We start from the raw sequence: 23,184 nt of genomic DNA on the forward strand, positions 1-23,184 counted from the left end.
AGCTTATGAAAGTTGCAGTATTTGGCCAAACCTTATATTCGGGTGTGATGGCTGCATTGCTTGCTGAATATGGGCATCAGGTATATTGGTGCAATACACTCAAAAATCATGTACTCGAACATGCATATTTGCAGGATGTAACGGTCAATCGACTATTGGATGCCAAACAGCAAAGTGGTTTTTTAAGCTACTGCAATTTTGATGAGCTTCCTTTGGATATGGAAACTTACTTTTTTAGTTTCAATCCAGCGGAAGAAAGCACTGCGCTCGAGATTTTAAAAGCGCTCAAGCTTCGGCCAATCATTCACCCTAAACTGATGATTAATGCCTCTACTTTAGGCTTGCATGGTACAGAGAAATTTAAAGCTATTCTCTCAGATGATCATTGGGCCTACCTGCCAGATATTATTCAGGAAGGTAATGCACTGCAAAGCTTCGTTCAGACCAAACAACTAATCGTGGGGTGTATGGAGCTTGAAGGTCAGTGCATCATTCAAGAATTGTTACGCCCTTTATTTCCCCGCCCACAGCAGTATTTATTTATGCCTGTACTGGATGCTGAATTTACCAAACTCAGTGTGTCAGGCATGTTAGCCACGCGTATTAGTTATATTAATGACCTTGCTGTTGTGGCAGAAAAACTGGGGATTGATATTGAGCATGTTCGCCAAGGCATGGCAGCAGATAGTCGCATTGGAGCATCATATTTACATCCAGGTGCGGGCTTTGGTGGTGAAAACTTTTCACACGATATTTTAACTTTATCCAATACAGTGTCTGATACAGGGACAAAAAGCCAGCTACTTTCGCAAGTTTGGTGTATTAATGAACAGCAAAAAGAAATTTTATTCCGCAAATTGTGGAACTATTATCATGGTGATTTAAAAGGCAAGACCGTTGCCATTTGGGGTGCTGCATTTAAAGAAAATACAGCTCGCATCCAACAATCACCCATTCATGCGATGTTAAAAGCATTGTGGGCTCAAGGCGTAACGGTTAAATTGCATGATCCGCAAGCCTTGCCTGAAGTTGAAAAAGAATATGGTCACCGTGCAGATTTAATCTATTGCGCGGATCAATATGAAGCGACTTCAGGTGCACATGCACTGTGTTTACTGACTGCATGGAAGCAATATTGGAGTCCGAATTATTCAGAATTAATTAAAAATATGCATCATCCACTTATTTTGGATGGCCGAAATATTTATAATCCGAGCTATTTAAAAGCGCAAGGATTTGCTTATATGGGGGTAGGTCGCTAATGGGAAATCCAGCGAAACCTTATGCCGTAGAAGATTTAGACACGGTCATTTCTCGTCTAAAAAGTTTAAAGTCAGAGTTTGAGCAAAAGCATTTAACAGAATTATTTGCTGAAGATCAGTCACGCTTTCAAAATTTTTCAGTGGCGTTGTCTCCAGTCGTTTTTGATTTTAGTAAACACAGAATTAATCAAAATGTTTTAAAAAACTTAGTGGCTTGGGCAAATGCACAAGATCTAACACCATTGATTAAGCGTCTATTTTCAGATGAACTGATTAATTACACAGAATATCGTGCTGCAATGCATTGGGCACTACGTTTGCCTAAAAATGATCAAGTGCATCCAGAATTAGCCAAGCAAGTGCATGAACAGCTAGATCGTATGTATGCTTTAGTGAATAAAATTCATGAAGGGCAATACCGCGGTGCGACAGGTGAAGTGATTCAAGATGTGGTGAATATTGGTGTTGGTGGCTCGGATCTAGGCCCACTTATGGTGAGCCATGCACTTTCAGATTTTAAAAAAACCACAGAAAAACCTTTAAATACGCATTTTGTTTCGACTATCGACGGCAGTCAGCTTTCAGACTTATTACATAAATTACGCCCTGAAACAACTTTATTTATTATTTCATCGAAGTCTTTTGGCACAATTGATACTTTATCAAATGCCCAAACAGTGCGTTTATGGTTAGAAAAGGCTTTAGGTCAAGAATCTCAAATTCTAAAACATCATTTTATTGGTGTATCGACTAAACCTGAGAAAATGACTGCTTGGGGAATAGCACCTGAAAATCAATTTTTACTTTGGGATTGGGTAGGCGGGCGCTACTCACTGTGGTCATGTATTGGTTTACCCATTGCATTGACGGTGGGTGTTGATGGCTTTAAGCAACTGTTGGCAGGTGCTTATGCGATCGATCAGCACTTTCAAACTGCGCCTTTTGAGCAAAATATTCCTGTTTTAATGGGCTTGTTGGGTGCATGGAATAACAACTTCTTAGACATTCAAACCCATGCTGTATTGCCATACGATGGACGTTTAAAATATTTCGCATCATATTTACAGCAGTTGGAAATGGAGTCCAATGGTAAGTCAACTCAGCGAGATGGTGAAAAAGTTCAATGGGATACTTGCCCTATTGTTTGGGGAGAGGTCGGCCCAAATGCCCAGCATGCGTTCTATCAGCTATTACATCAAGGAACGCAGTCGGTCAGTAGTGATTTTATTGCCCCTATAAAACGTTATAACAGTCAGCAGTTTACTTATGTAGATAATGCTGAAGCACTTATTCAACAACATCATTTAGCTCTGTCTAATTGTTTGGCACAATCACGTTTACTGGCTTTCGGGAATCAAGCATTAAATCAAAATGAAGTGGTCGATTTACCCAAATATAAAAAATATGATGGAAATCAACCGAGCACAACTATTTTAATGCAAGAGTTAAACCCATATAGTTTAGGTATGCTGATTGCAATGTATGAACACAAAGTATTTGTACAATCTGTGCTGTGGAATATTAACCCGTTTGATCAATGGGGCGTGGAAAAAGGCAAAGAAATTGCCAATCAATTACTGCCCATTTTAAATGGGGAGCAAACTGACTTTGCAGCACTTGATGCATCGACACAAGGTTTAATACATATTTTGATGAGAAAAGAACATGTCTAAAGTATTGGTCACAGGCGGTGCAGGCTATATTGGCTCACATACGTGTGTTGAGCTATTAAATGCAGGACATGACGTTGTCGTACTAGACAATTTATCAAATAGCTCAAAAGAGGCACTAAATCGAGTTCAAGTATTAACTTCAAAATCTCTAGATTTTATTGAGGGCGACATTCGGCATGCCGAGGTTCTGGATGCATTATTTCACGGTCATGCTATAGATGCCGTGATTCACTTTGCGGGCTTAAAAGCGGTTGGGGAAAGTCAGCAACTACCATTAAGCTATTTTGAAAATAATATTGCAGGTTCTATTAGCTTAGTTAACGCCATGCAACGTGCCAATGTATTTAATTTAGTTTTTAGCTCATCAGCTACCGTTTATGATGAAGCTAACGTATCGCCTCTAAATGAAGATATGCCAACAGGCATGCCAAGCAATAACTATGGTTATACCAAGTTGGTTGTAGAGCAGATGTTACAAAAGTTGGCAGAGGCGGATAATCGCTGGTCGATTGCATTATTACGTTATTTTAATCCTGTAGGCGCACATAAAAGTGGTTTGATGGGTGAAGACCCACAAGGTATTCCAAATAACTTAATGCCTTATGTAACTCAAGTTGCTGTTGGCCGTCGTGAAAAACTCTCTATTTTTGGCAACGATTACGACACAGTAGATGGCACAGGTGTACGTGATTACATCCATGTAGTGGATTTGGCTAATGCACATTTATGTGCCTTAAATAATCGCTTAAATGCACAAGGTTGCCGTGCTTGGAATATTGGTACTGGCAATGGCTGTTCAGTTTTAGAAATTAAAAATACCTTTGAAAAAGTCAACGGTATTGAAATTCCATTTGAGTTTGCACCACGCCGAGAAGGGGATGTTGCAACGTCTTTTTCTAATAATGAGCGTGCAGTCAAAGAGTTGGGTTGGACACCAAAATTTGGTTTGGAAGATATGCTAGCAGACAGTTGGAATTGGCAAAAACAAAATCCAAATGGATATCGTGATTAAACGAAACTAATAAAAAAGAGCCTTAAAGGCTCTTTTTTATGATAAAAATCAGTCTACAGATTAAGCCTGAATCAATTGTGTAAGTTCATCGACATAAGCTTGTATTGGTTTCGGATTTTGATCTTTACGGCTTTCAATATTCAAACGTAAAAGTGGTTCAGTATTTGAAGCACGGACATTTAAACGCCAAGCACCAAAATCTAAACTCACACCATCCGTTTTATCAATCTTTGGATTTTGATTAGCAAAGTAATCAAAGATTTTTTGAATTGTGACTTGAGTATCTGCAACTTTAAAGTTGATTTCACCCGAACATGGGAATTTTTCAATCATCTCTTCAACAAGCGATGATAATGGTTGTTGGGTTTCTGAAAGCACAGAAATAGCCAATAACCAAGGAATCATACCGCTATCACAATAGGCAAAGTCACGGAAATAGTGATGAGCGCTCATTTCACCACCATAAATAGCATTGTGCTCACGCATTTTTTCTTTAATAAATGAATGGCCCGATTTTGATTGAATCGCTTCACCTTTGAATTGCTCAACAATATCAAATGTGTTCCAAACCAGACGCGGATCATGCACAATTTTCTCACCAGATTGTTTCAGTAAGAATGCTTGTGCAAGTAAGCCCACAATGTAATAACCTTCAATAAATTGCCCTTTTTCATCGAAAAGAAAACAGCGGTCGAAGTCTCCATCCCAGGCAAGGCCCATATCGGCACCATGTTCAAGTACGGCATTACGGGTAGTGTCACGATTTTCAACTAACAGTGGGTTGGGAATACCATTCGGGAATGTGCCATCTGCTTCATGATGAATTTTAATAAATTCAACAGGTATATTCAGGGTCTTAAATTTTTCTTCAATGGCATCGATCACATGTCCTGCGGCGCCATTTCCAGCATTTACTACAAGCTTTAATGGGCTAATTTTTGCAGGATCAATATAGCCCATCAGGTGATCGACAAATTCAGGCAAGATATTGTATTTTTCTGTAGTACCTTTGACTGCGACTTCATCAAATACGCCTGTTTCAGCCAAAGCTTGAATATCTTTTAAACCTGTATCAGCACTGATTGGTCGTGAATTTTCACGCACTAATTTCATACCGTTATAGTCCATTGGATTGTGACTGGCAGTCACTTCTATACCGCCTTGTACATCTAAATGGAAAGCACCAAAATAAACTTCTTCGGTGCCTGTCATGCCTAAATCTAAAACATTGACGCCTGCATCATTTAAGCCACGGATGGTGGCTTGTTTTAAATCTTCACTGCTGAGACGCACATCACAGCCAACAACAATAGTTTTAGGTTGATATATTTGTCCATAAGCACGGCCAATGTTATAGGCAATTTCTTCATTTAATTCTTCGCCAAGCTGGCCACGGATGTCATAGGCTTTAAAGCATGTAAGTTTTGTCATCTTTATTCTCATTCAAAGGCATAAAAAAGGCTGGATTAACCAGCCTTTTTAGTTAAGCAATATATTATTCTACAGTCACAGATTTTGCGAGATTTCGAGGCTGATCGACATCTGTACCGCGTAATACTGCAACATGGTATGACAGCAATTGTACTGGGATACTGTATACAATTGGTGCCAATACTGCGCTGATGCTTGGAACGCTAACGACATGTTGACGGTCTTTGCCTTTAATACCGCTGTTTTCATCAGCAAAGACAAACAATTCACCGCCACGCGCCTGTACTTCTTCCATGTTTGATTTGAGTTTATCGAGCATGTCATCTTGCGGTGCAAGAATTACTACAGGCATGTCATTATCAACCAGTGCAAGCGGACCATGTTTAAGTTCACCAGCGGCATAGCCTTCAGCATGAATATATGAAATCTCTTTAAGTTTTAAAGCACCTTCCAAAGCAATTGGGAAGTTTGTGCCACGACCTAAGAATAGACAGTGTTGCTTTTCAACAAAGAGTTCAGATAAGCGCAAAATTTCTTTATCATTTTGCAATGTATCTAAAATCACTTTAGGCGTATGCCACAATTCAGCTGTAATTTCTGCAATAGTGTCTGCAGAGATAGAAGTCTTAACTTCACCAATCTTCAGAACCAAAAGCATTAAGGCAGCAAGTTGTGTTGTAAATGCTTTAGTTGATGCCACACCAATTTCTGGGCCAGCAAGTGTTAATAAGCTATGATTTGTTTCACGTACCATTGACGATGTTGCTACGTTGCAAATGGTCATGGTCGTGATATCTAAGCCTTTAGCTTTCGCTCGTTTTTGTGTATCACGAAGCGCAGCCAATGTATCTGCTGTTTCGCCCGATTGAGAGATGCAGACATACAATGTGTTATTGATAATAACAGGGGAGCGGTAGCGGAATTCGCTGGCAATTTCGACTTGAGCCGACACATTAATCAGTTGTTCAAACCAATATTTTGCAATCATACCCGCATGGTAGCTAGTACCGCAGGCAATAATTTGAACTTGCTGAATTTTGCTGAAATCCACTTCTGCCGCTTTTAAAAAGTCAGGGCGAAGAGCATTACCGTTTAATGCCTGAGAAATTGTTTGCTGAATTGCTTCAGGTTGCTCATAAATTTCTTTAAGCATGTAATGCTTATATTCACCTTTCGATGCATTGCTCACAGTTGCATCAAGCTCTTTAATCGGGCGATTTACAAGTTTTCCACCCACAAATACTTCAATCGTATTACGTGTTAAACGTGCAATATCCCCTTCTTCAAGATAGATAAAACGGTTGGTAATTGGAAGTAAAGCCAATTGGTCAGAACTAATAAAGTTTTCACCAATACCGACACCAATCACCAGTGGTGAGCCTTCACGTACAGTGATCAATTCATTTGGATGATCTGTGTGAACAATACCTAAAGCGTATGCGCCTTTAAGTTGTGGTACGACTTGGCGAACAGCTTCAAGTAGGCTAGGTGTAGATTTCAGTGCGTCATTCACCAAGTGAGCAACCACTTCAGTATCTGTCTGAGAGGTAAACACGTAGCCTAAAGCTTCAAGGTCATCTTTAAGCTCTTGGTAGTTTTCAATAATGCCGTTATGTACAACTGCGACATTGCCTGAAATATGCGGATGCGCATTGTTTTCAGTTGGTTTACCGTGTGTTGCCCAACGAGTATGTGCAATACCTAAAGAACCTGAAATTTTTGAATGATTAACAGCTTCTTCAAGATTTGCAACTTTACCCACACGGCGCTCACGAAGTACTGCACCAGTATTAATGAGAGCCAAACCAGCAGAGTCGTAGCCACGGTATTCAAGGCGTTTTAAGCCTTCAATTAAAATATTGGTAATGCTTCGTTCAGCAATGCCGCCAACAATACCACACATAGAATGATCCTCTTATTTCTTAATTTTTTGCGGACGCGGATAGTTTTCTTTGGCAAATTGCTTAGAGCGTTCTACCGCTAAGCTATAATCTGCTACATCGCGTGTAATGACTGAACCAGCACCAACTGTTGCCCCATTGCCAATGGTTACTGGTGCAACCAAAGAGCTATTAGAGCCGATAAAAGCTGCGTCGCCGATAATAGTTTTAAATTTGTTGGCACCATCATAGTTGCAGGTAATGGTTCCTGCACCAATATTTGAACCTGCACCGACTTCAGCATCGCCTAAGTAAGTAAAGTGATTGGCTTTAGAGCCAAGGCCAATGCTTGAATTTTTCACTTCAACGAAGTTGCCAATATGGACTTCATTCGCCAATTTCGCCCCTGGACGCAAACGTGCAAATGGACCAATTTGTGCATCCTCACCCACAACAGCATTGTCAAATACGCTGTATGGTTGCACCTTAGTACCAGATGCAATTTTGGTGTTTTTAATCACACAGCCAGCGCCAATTTCAACATTGTCGCCTAGCTCGCAATCACCTTCGATAATCACGTTGATATCAATACGAACATCTTTTCCGACGCTTAAATTGCCACGCAAATCAAACCGACTTGGATCAATTAAATGAACGCCTTGTTGCATCAGTTGTTTGGCTTGGAATGCTTGAAATTCGCGTTCTAATGCAGCCAATTGCACACGGTCATTGACACCTTCAACCTCGAAAGCTCGTTCTGGTTCTACTGAAGCTACTTCTAAGCCGTCCGCAATCGCCATTGCCACGATATCTGTTAAATAGTATTCGCCTTGTGCATTGTTGTTGCTTAATTTTGGTAACCATTCATGCAACTTAGCATTGCTAACACAGTAAATACCAGTGTTGATTTCTTTGATTTGACGCTGTTCATCAGAGGCGTCTTTATGTTCAACAATGGCTTGAATTTTGTCATTTTCACGAACAATACGACCATAGCCAGAAGCATCTGGAAGTGTCAGTGTTACTAGGCCAATACCTGAGATTTGAGATGCATCAAGTAATTTCTGCAGTGTTTGCTGCGTGATACACGGCACATCGCCAGATAAAATGAGTGAAAGACCATCTTGAGGCAATACCGGTAAAGTCACTTTTACAGCATGCCCAGTACCCAGCTGTTCAGCTTGTTCTACCCATTGCACGTTTTCATGTGCAAATGCATCTTGAACTAACTGTCCGCCATGTCCGTAAATAGTAATAATATTGCCAGCTTGAAGTTTTTTTGCCGTATCAATGACATGCCCAAGCAAAGGACGGCCTGCTAATGGTTGCAGAACTTTAGGCAAGCTGGAACGCATGCGTGTTCCTTTACCTGCGGCAAGAATAATAACGCTAGTAGACATGTCAGATCCTAGGAGTATTTATCATGTAGAAATAAAATTAAAATAGAAGAAAATGCAGATGGCTGCCCATAAGCCTGCAATAATATCATCGAGCATAATACCAAAACCGCCCCCCACTTGACGGTCTATCACGCTAATTGGCCATGGTTTCCAAACATCAAAGAGTCTGAATAATCCAAATCCAATCAATGCCCATTTCCAATCCAGCTGATTCAAATAAATCAGCGGTAGAAATGTGATAGATTGCCCAGCAAATTCGTCCCAGACGATACGTCCGTCATCGTGTACACCCATAATCTGCGCAGTTTTACCGCAAATATAAATGCCTACCAAAGACATCAGTATGATGGCAATAATGGTGGCTGAAAAGCCAATTGCAAGCCAGAATGGGATAAACAATAAGGCAAATGCAGAACCAAAAGTACCCGGCGCTTTAGGCGCAAGTCCAGATCCGAAGCCAACCCCACAAAACGCAATAACGCGTTCAAAAAGGCTCATTTGCTTAAAGTTGATTTCTGGTTTATGCAAAATGTTGATACCCATGAAATTGAACAGAATAATCTACGCCATTCTGTAAAAAAGTTAATCCCAAGTTCTTGGTAATTTGTCCAATAATTGTAAGATTTACATCTAAATTTTGTTGTTTCAGCAACTGATAGTTATGCGGGCTTATTGTAAAGCATAACTCATAGTCATCGCCACCAGCTAATGCATATTGGAATTTTTCTTTTTCGGGGAGTTGTTGCAGTGCATCACTGAGCGGTAGTTGATCGACATTAATTGAGGCACCTTTGTCTGATGCTTGCAGAATATGGCCTAAATCTTGGGCCAAACCGTCTGAAATATCAATCATGCTTGAGGCTAAGCCTTTGAGTTGCTCACCTAGCTCACAGCGAGGCGTTGGATAGTCTAGGCGTTGCTGTAATGCATGTCCGCGGTGTTTTAGACCATAAGCTGCATCACCGATTGTGCCACTGACGCAAATGAGGTCGCCTATTTGAGCCCCTGAGCGGGTGACAGCTTGGCCTGTTTCAATCCAGCCTAGCGCAGTAATGGTAATGGTTAGATGAGGGCTTTGGGTGGTGTCACCACCAATTAAACTCACACCAAATTGATCGCAACAATCATATAAACCCTGACTAAAGCCTTTAAGCCAGTCATGATCAATTTGGGGTAGGCTCAATGCCAGTAAAATGCTATGCGGTTTAGCACCCATAGCTGCAATATCAGAAAGATTGACGGCAACAGATTTCCAGCCAATGGCATGTGGGGCTGTATCTAGGGGGAAGTGTCGTCCAGCAACTGAAGTATCGGCACAGATGACCAAGTGTTGCTGTGGAGGAGGGGTGAGCAGGGCTGAGTCGTCACCGACCCCTAAATCGACAGAATTTACATTCTTGCGATTAAAATAGGTGTCGATAATTGAAAACTCAGCCATACAACAATTCGACTTAAAAACTTAGTTCGCTTGCTGCTTTTCTGCTGCACGTAATGTAGTCGCTAAACGATCCAATACACCATTGATGTATTTATGGCTGTCTGCACCGCCAAAATGTTTAGCTAGCTCGATCGCTTCGTCTAAAACAACGCGATATGGAATTTCAAGATGTTCTTTCAATTCATACGCACCTAAACGAAGTGTCGCAAGTTCAACGCCATCAAGCGCTGTTAGCTCGCGGTCAAGCACAGGGATTAAAAGCGCATCCAATGCTTCATGATTGGCAACCACCTCGGTCAACAATTCATGATAATAGCCGAGATCCACTTTATGCATAGCATTTTCCACGCGAGTACGCGCTTCAATTTCATGCACTGGATTGTGGCTCATCTGCCATTCATAAATTCCTTGTACAGCAAAACGACGTGCTTTGCGTTTTGCTGCATAAGTTGCTTGAAGTGTTTGCGACATAGCGTTAAATAGCCTTTAACAAGTTAACCATTTCAATTGCAGTCAATGCAGCTTCGCTGCCTTTATTGCCTGCTTTTGTTCCTGAGCGTTCAATCGCTTGTTCAATACTGTCCGTAGTTAATACACCGTTGATTACTGGTAAACCAGCATCTAGGCCAACAACGCCTAAACCTTTGGCACATTCACCTGCAACAAAGTCGAAGTGAGGTGTGCTACCACGAATCACGGCACCAAGTGCAATGATAGCGTCAAAACGACCTGTTGCTGCGAGTTTTTTCGCAACGATAGGAAGTTCCCAAGCACCAGGCGCATGAACAACAGTGATATTATCCTCTGATACGCCATGACGTTTCAATGTATCAACGGCACCTTCTAGCAAATGTTCTACAACAAAGCTATTAAAACGACCAACTAAAATCGCATAACGGTCTTCGTTTGCGAGATGTAACATACCTTCAATACGGCGAACTGCCATAGTAACCTCGATAATTTCTTAAGATGTTTGATTTGCGGTGATGTATTCCACCACTTCTAAGTTAAAGCCTGATAGGGCATTGAAACGTAATGGAGAGCTTAGAAGCTTCATTTTTTCAACACCTAAATCACGTAAAATTTGTGCGCCTACACCAATCGTTTGGTATTGCTGAGATAAGGCAGCATTGGATTTAGTCGGTTTTGGTGAGGTCAAGCTTTCAAGCGCAGGGCCTAAGTCTTGTAAATGACGCTGACCAATCCAAACCAGTACACCACGGTCACTGTTGGCAATTTCTTTCAGTGCTTTGTCTAGGTTCCAAGCTGGTTCGCCATCTTTTTTGTTGATTTTCAACAAATCACGTGCTGGGCTAAAACCATGTACGCGAACAGTGGTCACGCCTGCTTTTGGCTCACCTTTGACCAAAGCCAAATGAATGTCTGGATTACCCACTTCACGATAACGGAACAATTCAAATGTGCCGTATTCTGTGTCTAGGGTTTGTTGATCTAAACGTTCTACCGTTTGCTCATTGGTCATGCGGTAGTGAATAAGATCGGCAATAGTCCCCATTTTGAGGCCATGCTTTTCAGCAAAAACTTCTAAATCTGGACGGCGCGCCATGGTGCCATCTTCATTAATAATTTCACAAATGACAGAAGCAGGTTCTAAGCCAGCTAAACGAGACAAGTCGCAACCTGCTTCTGTATGACCTGCACGGTGTAATACGCCACCAGGCTGTGCCATGAGTGGGAAAATATGCCCAGGTTGTACAATATCTGCTGGTTTTGCATGTGCCGCTACAGCCGTTTGAATGGTATGCGCGCGTTCTGCAGGTGAAATGCCAGTAGAAATGCCATTAGCCGCTTCAATCGACAACGTAAAGTTCGTGCCATGCTGTGCGCCATTGGCATCTACCATAAGCGGTAGATTTAGCTGTTGGCAACGCTCTTTGCTTAATGTTAGGCACACTAAGCCACGTGCATGTGTAATCATGAAGTTAATGTCTTCAGGGCGCACATGAGTTGCAGCGATGACTAAATCACCTTCATTTTCACGGTCTTCGTCATCCATTAGAATGACCATTTTACCTGCACGAATATCCGCGACGAGCTCTTCAACTGTATTGAGCGGCATCAGCCTTCACCTTCTTTTTCGTCTTCTGTAAAGACATTAAACTTATATAGATTGTTGCATAGTCTAACGTTTTTTTGTACGTTTTGCCTATGCTTATCATTTTCCCTTTCAGGTCCAATGTTATACACAGTCCGAACCACTTTTTAAAGTCAGGCCGAATTTAAAAGAATCGCTTTATGCACAATCTTTAAGCGATTGAAAAGAATAAAAAATGACAAAGTTATGGTTGAAAGGCATAAAGCGTTGCAGTTTATCGTTCGTATTTGTTCGCTCGAAGCAAACTTAAGAAATACCTATTTTAGAGGCAAGACCTCAGCAAACTTATACATGCCCATGTGCGTTTATTGTGAAAAATGATGTAAATATTGGCGCATTACGGTTTTATTGGCTTCTAGAATCTGTTGCTGAAGCATCGGATCAGGGATCGCGCGAGCAATTAAGATAGTGCCTGCAAGCTGGCATAGCATGGCCCATGCTTTATCTGAACAGCCTAAATATTGGGTAAATAAGGTATGACCACGAAGCAGTTCTTGTTGATAGCTCTGTTTTATGTCCTCATTGGCTCGAGCCACTTCACTGGCCAGTGCAGGAAGTACACAGCCTTGATCAGCATGTTTTAAATGCGACAGTGCTAAATAGCGGTCTAGCTCAAAATCAATCCATTCTGCTGCAGTTTGATGAGGATTATTTTCCCACTGGGAAAAACTGTGCTGTAACTCTGTCTCAATCAGTGCTTTAAATAGCGCGTGTTTGGATGAAAAATGTGAGTAAAACGCACCGCTGGTGACACCAGCCGCCTTCATAAAACTATCAATACCTGTGGCTGCAAAGCCGTGTTTTTTTGCTAACTGACCACTGATTTGAAGCAATTCTTGACGTTTTTGCTGTTTATACTCAGGCGGATAACGCATGTGTCATGCCCTAAAAATAAGATTTGACGATAATTTGATCATAACATAGTATTCGTTATCATAACGATCGTTATTTAAAGGCGTAAATCATTATTCAAATATGAGCATCCATTTTGAGGAGAGCCAACATGGAAGATAAAAATCAACAAGCTGTGCAACGTGGTGTGGCATTAGTGATTGGTGCAGGGGATGCAACTGGTGGTGAAATTGCCAAGCGTTTTGCACGTGGTGGCTATACTGCGTGCATGACACGGCGTAATGCAGATAAATTAAAGCCACTTATTGCAGAAATAGAGCAACAAGGAGGCACTGTCTATGGCTTTGCTTCAGATGCACGTAAAGAAGAGCAAGTTATTGCATTGATTGAGCATATAGAAGCGGAAGTAGGCCCGATAGAAGTATTGGTCTTTAACATTGGTGCGAATGTGCCCTGTAGTATTTTGGAAGAAACCGCACGCAAATATTTTAAAATTTGGGAAATGGCCTGCTTTGGCGCTTTTTTGACTGGGCGTGAAGTGGCTAAACGTATGGTTACACGTGAGCGTGGCACGATTATATTTACGGGTGCAACAGCGGGTATACGTGGCGCTGCTGGCTTTGCTGCTTTTGCTGGAGCCAAACATGCGCTTCGGGCGCTGGCACAAAGTATGGCGCGCGAGCTCGGACCTCGAAATATCCATGTCGCACATGTGGTAGTGGATGGCGCAATTGATACAGATTTTATTAAAGATACATTCCCAGAGATGTATGCAAAAAAGGATCAAGATGGCATTTTAAATCCTGTGCATATAGCTGAAAATTATTGGCATTTGGCGCAGCAACCACGAGATGCGTGGACGCATGAGCTGGATTTAAGACCGTGGATAGAGCGCTGGTAAATACAAAACAGATTATGATTTTTGCAGTAGCATGACGAATGTATCAAGGACAGAAAACAATATGAAAAAACAGATCGAGTTTTATTTTGATTTAGGTAGCCCTTATAGCTATGTGGGTTTTTACCGCTTACTAAAAATTGCAGAAGAACAGCAGGCCGAGATTATCTGGAAGCCTATACTTTTAGGAGGGGTGTTTAAAGCCACAGGCAATAGCAGTCCGATGGCTGTACCTGCCAAAGCTCGTTACTCGATGATGGACCTGAAGCGGTGGTCAAAATATTGGCAGATTCCAGTCAAAATGAATCCGCATTTTCCAATCAACACGCTACATTTGATGCGATTACTGACTGCCGTGCAGTTATACCAGCCTGATCGTTTTGTATATGTACTCAAAGGATTATTTGATGCGATGTTTGGTCACCCGCGTAATTTGAATGATGTGCAGGAATTCATGGCGCTGGGGGAGGAGCTTGGTATTGATGCTGTACAGGCTCAAACATGGTTGGACGACGAAAAGGTCAAAGCGAGGTTAAAAGCATTGACGGAAGAAGCAGTTGAGCGCGGTGTATTCGGTGCGCCTACATGTTTTGTAGACAATGAACAGTTTTGGGGAGTGGATCATTTGCATTTTGTGGAAATGGCTTTGCAATCTGGCACCTAGCAATGATGTCATTTGATTGATTTAGATAAAAAGGAACATAGAAATGGGCATATCTCAGTTGAATATTCGACGGGCAGGTTTGCAGGATGCAACAGCTCTTGCAAGACTTTTAGGCCAGATGGAGTATGCTCAAGATCTGGTTCAGCTAAAGATTCGCCTGCAGCAGTTGCTAGATCATCCTCAGGAATTGCTTTTGGTCGCAGAGTTAGAACAGCAAGCATGTGCTTTTTTATCCATGCATTTTATACCTCAGCTGGCTTTGGCAGGGGATTTTGCCCGCATCAGTTATTTTTGTGTTGATGAAGCTTTGCGTGGACAGCAGATTGGTGCACAGCTATTGCATTATGCAGAGCAACAGGCCAAAGCACGTGGATGTGACAGAATGGAATTGCACAGCGCAACGTATCGAATGGGCGCGCACCGATTTTACTTTTCACAGGGCTATGAAGAGTCACCCAAATATCTGATTAAAAAATTGTAGGATTTTCCCGTTGAATCATTGCACTTGATTAAAAAGAAAATCTTGAATCGCGAATTTAAAAAAGCGGACCGAAGTCCGCTTTTATTTTGCCTAAATGGGCTAGCTTTAGAAGAAGCCCATCGGTTTGGTTGAGTAGCTCACCAATAGGTTTTTGGTTTGTTGATAGTGATCGAGCATCATTTTGTGGTTTTCACGACCGATACCCGATTTTTTGTAGCCACCGAAGGCTGCATGTGCTGGGTAGATGTGGTAGCAGTTGGTCCATACGCGACCTGCTTGAATCGCACGTCCTGCACGGTATGAGGTATGTGCTGAACGCGACCAAACGCCTGCGCCAAGGCCGTAAATTGTGTCATTGGCAATCTTGATCGCATCATCAAAATCTTTAAATGTGGTGACGGCAAGCACTGGCCCAAAAATTTCCTCTTGGAAAGTTTTCATGCTGTTGTTGCCCTTAAAGATAGTTGGCTCGATGTAGAAGCCTTCACCAACTTCTTGGCGTTCGCCACCACCAGTTAGCACTTGCGCGCCTTCCTCACGGCCTGTTGCGATACAGCCCAAGATTTTATCTTGTTGCTCTTGTGAAGCTTGAGCGCCAATCATGGTTTCAGTATCAAGTGGGTGGCCTGTTTTAATGCGTTTTACACGTTCGATGGCTTTTTCAAGGAATTTATCTGCAATACTTTCATGTACCAGTGCGCGCGATGGACAAGTACAGATTTCACCTTGGTTAAGCGCAAACATCGCAAAGCCTTCTAGGGCTTTATCTAAATAATCATCGTCTTGATCCATCACATCTTCAAAGAAAATGTTTGGTGACTTGCCACCCAGCTCCAGCGTTACTGGAATAATATTTTCAGTGGCATATTGCATGATCTGTTGGCCAACTGCGGTTGAACCAGTAAATGCGATTTTTGCAATACGTGGATTGGTCGCCAGCGGACGACCAACTTCTACGCCGTAACCGTTCACAATGTTGAGTACGCCAGCAGGTAAAATATCTTGAATGAGTTCTGCTAAAACTAAAATGCTGACTGGGGTTTGTTCCGCAGGTTTCAGTACGATGCAGTTACCTGCAGCGAGTGCAGGTGCGAGTTTCCACGCTGCCATTAAAATAGGGAAGTTCCATGGAATAATTTGACCCACAACGCCCAAAGGCTCATGGAAATGGTAAGCAATGGTGTCACCATCAATCTCAGAAATTCCGCCTTCTTGTGCACGAATACAGCTGGCAAAGTAACGGAAATGGTCAATGGTCAGTGGAATGTCTGCAGCCAGTGTTTCACGTACAGGTTTGCCGTTGTCCCATGTTTCTGCAACGGCCAATAATTCTAAATTTTCTTCTAAGCGATCTGCAATTTTCAGTAATAGGTTAGAGCGCGTAGTCGGAGATGTATTGTTCCACTCAGCTTTGGCTGCATGCGCTGCATCTAGTGCTAACTCAATATCTTCAGCAGATGAACGCGGAATTTTGGTAAATGCTTTACCATCAACAGGAGAGATGTTGTCAAAATATTCGCCCTTTACTGGTGAAACCCATTTGCCACCAATAAAGTTTTCATATTGTGATTTGAATTGAACTTTTGAGCCGTTTGTATTTGGATCTGCGTAACGCATATATATATTCCTTTGTTTATTATGATGTTTTCTATCACCAAGCGTATGCCGCTTTGGTATAAGGTACTTTTGCACATTATTTGATTAGCATACTTACTATAAGGTTGGAAAAAGGTTGGTTGCAGGTCTGTTTACAAGCAGCTGACAAAACGTTACAAGGCAAAGAGGACGGCATAACAATAATCAGCTCGAGTTGAGAAACTCTAGGATGGCAGAGATGAAAAGTTTAATTGAAAAACGTAAGCAAATAGAACAGTTTAGACAAAGTAATAGCCTATCTGCACAGCATGCTGAACAGCTGGGACAGAGTATTCATAATTCGTGGCGCAGATCACATTCTGCGGCTATTCCCAAAGACAGAATTGCAGCACCATTGCAACAAGACAGGCAGCAAGCGCCAGATGCATTGCAACATGCTTTAAAACGCTGTGCAGATGATTTGAAGCATATTGCTGAGCAGTCATCGATGGTGGTTGCGGTGGGGGATGTAGGGAGTACGATTATCTGGAGCGCATCCAGTCGGCAAATGCAAAGCGCAGCTGAAAGTGTACATTTTATGCAGGGCGGGCAATGGAAAGAAGAACTAGTCGGTACCAATGCTTTGGCGCTGTCGCTAAAGACGCAGCAATCTAGTTGCGTTTTTTCTAATGAACATTATATGGCTTCCATTCATGATTGGGTTTGCTATGCCGCCCCGATTATTGACCCCTATTCAAAACAAGTATTGGGTGTAATCGACTTATCGACCACATGGCAACATCATAATAGTTTAGGTTTATTGGCCGCTGAACGCTGCGCTTCCATCGTGCAAGCCGCGCTACTGGAGCAACATCAGCAACAACTGTATATCCGTGCATTTGCATCATCACAGGTATTGTTCAATGGCAAAATTCTGGTGATGACGCCACGACAAATTGAAATTTTAACTATTCTTGCCCTCTGTCCACAGGGCATGACACTGGATACCTTACATCAAGCCCTGTATGGTGAACGTAAAGTGAGTATTGGGACTTTAAAGGCTGAAATGTCACAACTACGCGATATGCTGGGAGGCATGCTCGGTTCGCGCCCATATAGAATTTTGGCAAATGTAGAGGCAGATTTTTTACAAGCAGAGCAAGCGTTGGATGCGGGCTATACTGAGTCTGCATTAAAGTTATGTTCAGGCGTGTTTTTGGCAAAAACTGAAAGCCCATTTTTATGTGCATGGCGCGACTGCTTAGAGTCACGCTTGAGTGATGCAATATTTAAAGCCGATGAAACCGATGTATTGCTTAAGCATGTCGCACGCTTTCCTGAAGCGATTGATGCAGTGGAGCGACTCATTGAACTGATGCCGAAACAGCATCCAGTTCATCAGTATCTAGTCCGCAACAAAACGCTCAATGGTGGCTAAGCGACATATTTATAGGCCTTTGCTATCCAGCCAGCTGAACAATTGTTGATAGACATTTTCCCGCACTGACTTTTCGGACAATACTAAGTCATGCAGGCCATTGTGAATGCTTTGAATGCTGACATCACCCTGAATTTTTTGAGCATATTTTTGAATATCTTTAACGCCTAAAATCACATCGCTACTTTGTGCATCTTTGCCCCATTTACGGGGATTTTTGGTTTGATGTGAGTGCATTACTAGTACTGGCACATCGACTTGCAGACCCTGATGAATCTCTTTTTGCGCTTCATGAATTGCAGTCACAAAGCTAAGTCGCACTTTTGGATATTTGGTTTTTTTCCAGTCTAAGTTAAAGTCCCATTCGCCCTTCAAATCCTTATGCAGGCTGGCGGTATACCATTTATTAAGCTCGCTCGGAAACTGCAAATCTGGAAATAATTTTCCGATACGACTCAGTTGTGGCACACCAAATTTGCGCTTAATTGAATTCATATTGAAGTCATAAAAAGGACTGTTGACCCAAAGTGCTTTAATGAGCGGATGATTCAGATGATGCGCCGCATATAAAGTCGTGGTTAAACCGCCAGTAGAATGACCGCAGAGCAACACGGCATCATGACCTTCAGCACCTATAATATCGAGCGCTTGATCAATTTCAGCATCATATTCGGCAATATTGCGCACATTATAATATTTTTGATGTGGCAAAATTGAACGGCCATATTTTCGTAAGTCCAGTGCATAAAAATCAAAACCGTGTTGGTTGAAGCGCTCCGCCATTTCGGTTTGAAAAAAATAATCAATAAAGCCATGAATATATAAAACGGCTTTTTTTGTGGTTGTACTGGCTTTTTTACGAATTAAAGTTGCTGTAACACGGCCTTCAAAATCATCTGGAAAATCTAAAGTGGTTTGTTCATAGCCTGAACCCAAATGGTCTGGCTGATAGTTTGGAGTGGATTGAACTGCTGACATATTTTGCTCTGTTATTATTGTCGCGGATGTTGATCATCCTTGATGAACTACAGAATTTTGTCAACTATAAAAAAGAAAAGCACTTTAAGCGCGCAGTGAATGGATGAGGCGCTTAAAGTGCTGTTAGCGTGGGAGAGGAAGAGCAGTCTGGATTTAACCAGCCGCTTTAAAGTTGACTACAGTAGCGCTCGGTTTTAGCGCAGCTTTAAAGATATCGACCACTTGTGCATGCGTTGCTTTACGCGGATTGGTCAACATACAAGCATCTTTTTGCGCATTTTCAGACATAACACTTAGATCTTGTTCTTTTACGCCGAGCTCTGATAGGCTGGAAGGAATCCCAATAGATGCAGATAAGGCACGAATTGCATCAATGGCTGCAAACGCCGCTTCCGAGGTGGTTAAACTTTCTGTATTAATGCCCATGAGCTGTGCGATGCGTGCATAGCGATCTGGACAAGCAATTAAATTAAACTCACATACATGCGGTAGGAGTACTGCATTGCAAACACCGTGTGGCAAGTTATAGAAACCGCCAAGCTGATGTGCCATTGCATGGACATAACCCAGCGATGCATTATTAAAAGCCATACCTGCCAGATATTGTGCATAGCTCATGGCATCACGTGCTTCAAGATTTTCACCATTCGCAACCGCTGGGCTCAGCCATTCACTAATCATGCTGATGGCTTTTTCAGCGCATGCGTCGGTAATAGGGTTTGCTGCAGTAGAGACATAAGCTTCGACCGCATGTGTGAGGGCATCCATTCCTGTTGCTGCTGTGAGTGCCGCAGGTTTAGCGATCATCAGTTTTGGATCATCAATCGCGATGAGTGGGGTACAACGCCAGTCTACAATGGCCATTTTTACGTGTGTGTCGGTATTGGTAATGATGCAGAAACGGGTCATTTCTGATGCTGTACCTGCAGTCGTATTAATCGCAATCAGTGGCGTCATGGGCACAGTACTTTTATCTATACCTTCATAATCACGAATATGGCCACCACCTGCGGTCACCAAGCCGATGCCTTTAGCACAGTCATGTGAAGAGCCACCACCGAGTGACACAATAAAATCACAGCCTTGGTCGTTATATTCTTTCACGCCATTATGGACGTTAATATCAGTTGGATTAGGTTCTGCGCCAGGGAAAATATGGCTGTCTACACCAGCGTCTTTGAGATAGCCTGCAATGGTATCCGCGACGCCGAATTTAAACAGGCCAGCATCGGTGACGATCAATGCTTTTTTTGCGCCCAGATTTTGTGCTTTTGCGCCAATTTCTTTGGCACAGCCAGGTCCGAAAAGTGAAACACAAGGGATGTAAAAACCGTTTGTTTGATCTGCAATATTTTTAAAAGCCATGGTGCGATTCCTTCTACCATTATTTATCATCATTGTTATGGGTGATGCTCACCCTAAAATGAGTATTCAATAGTGCTTAAAAAAAATACACCTACCAAAGACCTACCATGTATAAGGTTTTATTTTTGGCAAAAAAGATTGATAAGGGTTCTGTTTCAAGAATTTATTATTTAAAGTTTTTTTAATATTATTTTGCAATTGTATTGCTGAGTAAGCTTTCTAGGCAAGGTTTGTGCAACAAGACCTACTGAAATTAAAAGTTATTGTGTATGTAAAAAAGGTGACTAAATTTGCTCCCCCCTTTATATTTTTGCAGAAGGAATGATTTAATTGTTTGAGTAGTGACTAAGCATTGGATGCATTAAAAAAATAGAATGTATGAGATATAAAAAAAGCCCTGATCTTGGATCAGGGCTTTTTTGAATCTGGAGCGGGAAAGGAGACTCGAACTCCCGACCCCAACCTTGGCAAGGTCACCGAGATTTATGCCATTAAATGATGTTAACTATAAGTATATGATTTAATTGATTGTGTGTAGTTTTTAGTGCGTTGAAATTTTTAGCAATTTAGATCATTTTAGGGTATTTTGGTCACTTCATATTGGAAATTTTAGTCTATAAAAGTCACCTGTATTTTGGTGCGAATTTTCATGAGAAACAACAACATTATATAATTTAATATAATGATTCTTGATCCTCATGAAAATTTTTTATATTCAATTCAATAAATGAATATTATGCTCAATCCTATTTTGGATCATCTGGAGAGTCTCTGTTTGAATTTGTCCAGGTAATAGATCATGAGCGATATTGCTGAATCGGATTGCAACCTTACAAATCGAGCCAATAATTTCATCGACTTCTTGGGCAGAAAGTTCCGCTTCCTGAGTACCAAGTTTTACAAGAGCTTGTCGAGGAATATCTAGTGCCTCACCCATGATATCCATTTGATGATATCCACCTGGCCCCTCACAGAAAGTAACATCATAGGCAGGGGAGAGTTTCCATTGCCCATTTTGGGACATCAGAAATGAAAAGTTTTTGCAATGATCATCTCGATTATTGAAGACTACATTGAAAACAGCTCGCTTGAATGCAATTGCTTTTTCGCGAACATCATTGGTGCAAAAGTGTGCAGCGCGAAGAAAGTTACTGTAGTCTAAACTCCCTGGTGATTTAAAATCAGCTCCGGTGAAGGCCGCTAAACTTTGCATAGGGATACGCATGCCATCGTGGCGGTCAAATCTCTTTGATGCAAATGCGGTTAATCCATTCGGAAGAGTAAAATATTGAGTGTCAGGGGTATCAATATGACAATGACGCAAACATTCTGCATAAACAGCTTCAATTGCACAAACTTCAGGATGCTCTTGCTGAGCGGGAAATTTGATCAGCCAAGCTTCATGTTGATGTGAGCTAACTGTTGAGAATTCGTTGGTGACAGGATCACGATAGACGAGTGCTTTTGGCCTTGCACCTTGTGGAGATCCACCCATAATTAATAAATGCTGTAAAAATTCTGCACCTTCTCCTTTGAGAACTTGCTGAACTTCTTGAGCGAGTTTAATCAGTGGAATATTTTCAGTTAATGCTAACTCAGTTGCTGAAGGTTCAAAGGATAATGCCCCCATTGCATGTGTATTAATATACGTGAGTCGTTCTAATGGCCCAATCCGTGCTGGATTGAGTCCATTTTTTTTAAACAAGCGATCCATAAGAAGCATGCCCCAACCATCGGGTAGGGCATCATATATAGGACCTGGCAATCCCATTTGATGTGTAGGAAAGTTCGTTCTTAATGAGTCACCTTTTAATGGAAGTAGGTAAGAGGAAAGTTCTAAACCTTTACTGATCGCTTCTGCACTGTATTCAAAGGCAATTAATGGCCGACCTGTGATTGCGGTTGAGGAGACCAGTGTACCCCAAAGCCAATATTCACCCCATCCATTGTAGTAAACATTAAGTTTTTTGAGCATGGACTTATTTCCTTTTGATACGTTGGCGAGCCGTATTGCTCTCATAGCGGAGAATGTCATTTACACTGTTTAAATGAGGTTTGAAGAGTTCCTCTAATTCTTTTAATCGGCCCAATACCATGGCAACGCGTACTAAATTTTCAAATGAAACATTTCGACCTGCTTCCAGATTAGATACTGTATTCACACTAATACCAGCACGTGTAGCGACGTCTGCCTGAGTCATTTCCAGATAAAGTCGTTCTTTGCGAAGCCTTTCACATAATAACGTGACAACCTCTTCAGGCTTTTTGAATTTTAAATCCATAATATTGGGTCTTATATCTATATATATCTATTAAAACACAAAATAATGGATTTATAAAAATAAACCATTTGATGTAAGGAGGGTGCTTAATTGGCCTGATTAGATCTAATTAGACTAAAAAAGTCTAATTAGACATTTACAATTTAATAGAGTCTAACAACCTGCTTTAAGCTTAATCAGTTTCGCCTGATGTCGCGAGGAACCAGTATTTGCTATCAGGTTAATCTGGAATATTTGGCACAAGTGGTTTGGAGCAATGAGGTTATGGGCAGGGGTTTATCTTTTCTGATAACTTATTGGGTACCGATTCACAACTTATTCATCATATTCTGAAAATATTTCTTCAATTTCATTGTGCTGCGGCAATTTATGCTTTTTATTCACTTCGAATTGTAAACTAATACTGCAAATTCTTGTTTAAATGATCATTAAATTTTGT

21 protein-coding genes are annotated in these 23,184 nt (G+C 41.6%); 7 read left to right on the plus strand and 14 right to left on the minus strand.

Translation table 11 applies throughout. The annotated features are described in order from the left end of the window. The first annotated feature begins 5 nt into the window (after positions 1-5). From D9K81_RS08800 to galE, 3 genes are read left to right on the plus strand one after another with little or no spacing between them, the layout of a single operon-like run. A complete protein-coding gene (locus tag D9K81_RS08800) occupies positions 6-1,262 on the plus strand; it encodes a UDP binding domain-containing protein (protein WP_120375431.1) in 1,257 nt (418 codons plus the stop codon). Next, on the plus strand, positions 1,262-2,935 hold the full coding sequence (gene pgi / locus D9K81_RS08805; RefSeq protein ID WP_120375430.1) for a glucose-6-phosphate isomerase: 1,674 nt from the start codon (positions 1,262-1,264) through the stop codon (positions 2,933-2,935). The genes D9K81_RS08800 and pgi overlap by 1 nt, the downstream gene beginning before the upstream one ends. Next, on the plus strand, positions 2,928-3,947 hold the full coding sequence (gene galE, locus D9K81_RS08810) for a UDP-glucose 4-epimerase GalE (protein WP_120375429.1): 1,020 nt from the start codon (positions 2,928-2,930) through the stop codon (positions 3,945-3,947). The genes pgi and galE overlap by 8 nt, the downstream gene beginning before the upstream one ends. Positions 3,948-4,007: 60 nt before the next feature. Here the strand turns inward: galE and D9K81_RS08815 are convergent, their stop codons facing one another. The 9 genes from D9K81_RS08815 to D9K81_RS08855 form a co-directional block, all read right to left on the minus strand. Then, the gene (locus D9K81_RS08815) at positions 4,008-5,378 is read right to left on the minus strand and encodes a phosphohexomutase domain-containing protein (protein WP_120375428.1); all 1,371 of its coding nucleotides are present in this window, start codon (positions 5,376-5,378) and stop codon (positions 4,008-4,010) included. Between the two features lie 64 nt (positions 5,379-5,442). Continuing rightward, a complete protein-coding gene (glmS, locus tag D9K81_RS08820) occupies positions 5,443-7,281 on the minus strand; it encodes a glutamine--fructose-6-phosphate transaminase (isomerizing) (protein ID WP_120375427.1) in 1,839 nt (612 codons plus the stop codon). A gap of 12 nt (positions 7,282-7,293) precedes the next feature. Continuing rightward, positions 7,294-8,658 carry a bifunctional UDP-N-acetylglucosamine diphosphorylase/glucosamine-1-phosphate N-acetyltransferase GlmU gene (gene glmU, locus D9K81_RS08825; protein WP_120375426.1) on the minus strand — a complete coding sequence of 455 codons (1,365 nt, stop codon included), beginning with the start codon at positions 8,656-8,658 and terminating at the stop codon, positions 7,294-7,296. A gap of 21 nt (positions 8,659-8,679) precedes the next feature. Further along, a complete protein-coding gene (locus D9K81_RS08830; RefSeq protein ID WP_120375425.1) occupies positions 8,680-9,201 on the minus strand; it encodes a phosphatidylglycerophosphatase A family protein in 522 nt (173 codons plus the stop codon). After that, complete coding sequence (thiL, locus tag D9K81_RS08835; protein ID WP_120375424.1) at positions 9,179-10,096, minus strand: thiamine-phosphate kinase; 918 nt, start codon at positions 10,094-10,096, stop codon at positions 9,179-9,181. The genes D9K81_RS08830 and thiL overlap by 23 nt, the downstream gene beginning before the upstream one ends. A 21-nt stretch (positions 10,097-10,117) precedes the next feature. Continuing rightward, entirely contained in the window at positions 10,118-10,567 is a 450-nt protein-coding gene (gene nusB, locus D9K81_RS08840) for a transcription antitermination factor NusB (RefSeq protein ID WP_120375423.1), read from the minus strand. A gap of 4 nt (positions 10,568-10,571) precedes the next feature. Beyond that, positions 10,572-11,042: a 6,7-dimethyl-8-ribityllumazine synthase gene (ribH, locus tag D9K81_RS08845; protein WP_067731440.1), complete on the minus strand. Its 471-nt coding sequence runs from the start codon at positions 11,040-11,042 to the stop codon at positions 10,572-10,574. Between the two features lie 18 nt (positions 11,043-11,060). Then, entirely contained in the window at positions 11,061-12,176 is a 1,116-nt protein-coding gene (gene ribBA, locus D9K81_RS08850) for a bifunctional 3,4-dihydroxy-2-butanone-4-phosphate synthase/GTP cyclohydrolase II (protein WP_120375422.1), read from the minus strand. Between the two features lie 341 nt (positions 12,177-12,517). Next, positions 12,518-13,087: a TetR/AcrR family transcriptional regulator gene (locus tag D9K81_RS08855; RefSeq protein WP_120375421.1), complete on the minus strand. Its 570-nt coding sequence runs from the start codon at positions 13,085-13,087 to the stop codon at positions 12,518-12,520. Positions 13,088-13,215: 128 nt separating this feature from the next. Here D9K81_RS08855 and D9K81_RS08860 point away from each other — a divergent pair, with 128 nt between their 5' ends. The 3 genes from D9K81_RS08860 (at position 13,216) to D9K81_RS08870 (ending at position 15,107) form a co-directional block, all read left to right on the plus strand. Then, positions 13,216-13,965 (plus strand): SDR family oxidoreductase, encoded by a 750-nt coding sequence (locus D9K81_RS08860; protein ID WP_120375420.1) that lies wholly within the window; start codon positions 13,216-13,218, stop codon positions 13,963-13,965. A 61-nt stretch (positions 13,966-14,026) separates the two neighbouring features. Then, positions 14,027-14,626 (plus strand): 2-hydroxychromene-2-carboxylate isomerase, encoded by a 600-nt coding sequence (locus tag D9K81_RS08865; RefSeq protein WP_120375419.1) that lies wholly within the window; start codon positions 14,027-14,029, stop codon positions 14,624-14,626. 43 nt (positions 14,627-14,669) lie between these two features. Continuing rightward, complete coding sequence (locus tag D9K81_RS08870) at positions 14,670-15,107, plus strand: GNAT family N-acetyltransferase (protein ID WP_228199844.1); 438 nt, start codon at positions 14,670-14,672, stop codon at positions 15,105-15,107. A 105-nt stretch (positions 15,108-15,212) separates the two neighbouring features. On the opposite strand, the gene exaC is transcribed toward D9K81_RS08870, so the two are convergent. Further along, positions 15,213-16,724 (minus strand): acetaldehyde dehydrogenase ExaC, encoded by a 1,512-nt coding sequence (exaC, locus tag D9K81_RS08875; RefSeq protein ID WP_120375418.1) that lies wholly within the window; start codon positions 16,722-16,724, stop codon positions 15,213-15,215. 208 nt (positions 16,725-16,932) lie between these two features. Between exaC and D9K81_RS08880 the strand changes: the two genes are divergently transcribed. After that, positions 16,933-18,120: a sigma-54-dependent transcriptional regulator family protein gene (locus D9K81_RS08880; RefSeq protein ID WP_120375417.1), complete on the plus strand. Its 1,188-nt coding sequence runs from the start codon at positions 16,933-16,935 to the stop codon at positions 18,118-18,120. 9 nt (positions 18,121-18,129) lie between these two features. On the opposite strand, the gene D9K81_RS08885 is transcribed toward D9K81_RS08880, so the two are convergent. The 4 genes from D9K81_RS08885 to D9K81_RS08900 all read right to left on the minus strand — a co-directional run bounded on the left by D9K81_RS08885 (position 18,130) and on the right by D9K81_RS08900 (position 22,745). Next, positions 18,130-19,098 (minus strand): alpha/beta hydrolase, encoded by a 969-nt coding sequence (locus tag D9K81_RS08885; RefSeq protein WP_120375416.1) that lies wholly within the window; start codon positions 19,096-19,098, stop codon positions 18,130-18,132. A 153-nt stretch (positions 19,099-19,251) separates the two neighbouring features. Further along, on the minus strand, positions 19,252-20,463 hold the full coding sequence (mdh, locus tag D9K81_RS08890; RefSeq protein WP_120375415.1) for an iron-dependent methanol dehydrogenase: 1,212 nt from the start codon (positions 20,461-20,463) through the stop codon (positions 19,252-19,254). Between the two features lie 715 nt (positions 20,464-21,178). Beyond that, positions 21,179-22,438 carry a type II toxin-antitoxin system HipA family toxin gene (locus tag D9K81_RS08895; RefSeq protein ID WP_121523205.1) on the minus strand — a complete coding sequence of 420 codons (1,260 nt, stop codon included), beginning with the start codon at positions 22,436-22,438 and terminating at the stop codon, positions 21,179-21,181. Between the two features lie 4 nt (positions 22,439-22,442). Continuing rightward, the gene (locus D9K81_RS08900) at positions 22,443-22,745 is read right to left on the minus strand and encodes a helix-turn-helix transcriptional regulator (RefSeq protein WP_000364388.1); all 303 of its coding nucleotides are present in this window, start codon (positions 22,743-22,745) and stop codon (positions 22,443-22,445) included. Positions 22,746-23,184 lie beyond the last annotated feature (439 nt).

Origin of the sequence: Acinetobacter chengduensis, from assembly GCF_003664645.1 — a bacterium.
GTDB lineage: Bacteria > Pseudomonadota > Gammaproteobacteria > Pseudomonadales > Moraxellaceae > Acinetobacter > Acinetobacter chengduensis.